Raw genomic sequence first — 878 nt, forward strand, 5'->3', positions numbered from 1 at the left:
TGAATATGTCAAGAAAAGTAGACATATTAAAAATAAGTTATAGGAATGATTTTCTGTATTCAACAGGACTCATTCCTTTTAATTTAGCTTGTGGTCTAAAATTGTTATAAAAATAAATATACTTAGGCAGATTTTCTTTAATTCATGCTACTGTTCTTTTGCGTCTTGTTAATTGATATAAAAATTCACTTTTCATAGTTCCAAATCATGATTCTGTATGAGCATTATCATATGAATTTCCACGACGAGACATTGAAATTGTAATTCCTAAATAGCTGCAAAGTTTTTCATATTCTGAATTTGTGTAATGAAATCCTTGATCAGATTGTAACATTCAAGTTTTAGGCTTGCCAGCTTTTACTCAGGCATTAATAATATTCTTAAATACAAATTCTTTATTTAAATTATTATTAATTTGATAATCTAAAATTTCGTTTGTATGAAAATCTTTAACTATTGATAAATAATAAGTTTTATTATTTGTTAATAAATATGTTACATCTGTTCCTAATTTTTGATTAATTGATGTTGTTGTAAAATCTTGCTTCATAACATTTTGATGTCTATAATTTCCTGAGCTAAGTTTATAATTAAATTTTTTAACCCTAACATTTGATTTTAAATTCATATTTTTCATATATCGATAAATAATATGAGGTTTAAAATTCCAATTATATATTTTATTAATGATTAATGTTAACATATTATATCCATAAATTTTATTAAATTTAAAAAATAATGTCTTAATTATTTTTGCAAAATTAGAATTTCATTTATTATACATTTTCATATCAGAATTTATTCATTTATAATATCCTGCTCTTGAAACATTTAGAATTTTACATAAGTATTTAATTTTGTATTTTTTCTTCAATGAC

The 878-nt window shown here is 21.6% G+C and carries 1 protein-coding gene; it reads right to left on the bottom strand.

Annotated features, from left to right (window positions below; genetic code table 4):
• Window positions 1-37 precede the first annotated feature (37 nt).
• Complete coding sequence (locus tag QPK10_RS06690; protein ID WP_368487226.1) at window positions 38-874, bottom strand: IS3 family transposase; 837 nt, start codon at window positions 872-874, stop codon at window positions 38-40.
• Between the last annotated feature and the right edge of the window lie 4 nt (window positions 875-878).

Origin of the sequence: Spiroplasma sp. DGKH1 (genome assembly GCF_040940205.1) — a bacterium.
Taxonomy (GTDB): Bacteria; Bacillota_I; Bacilli_A; order Mycoplasmatales; family Mycoplasmataceae; genus Spiroplasma.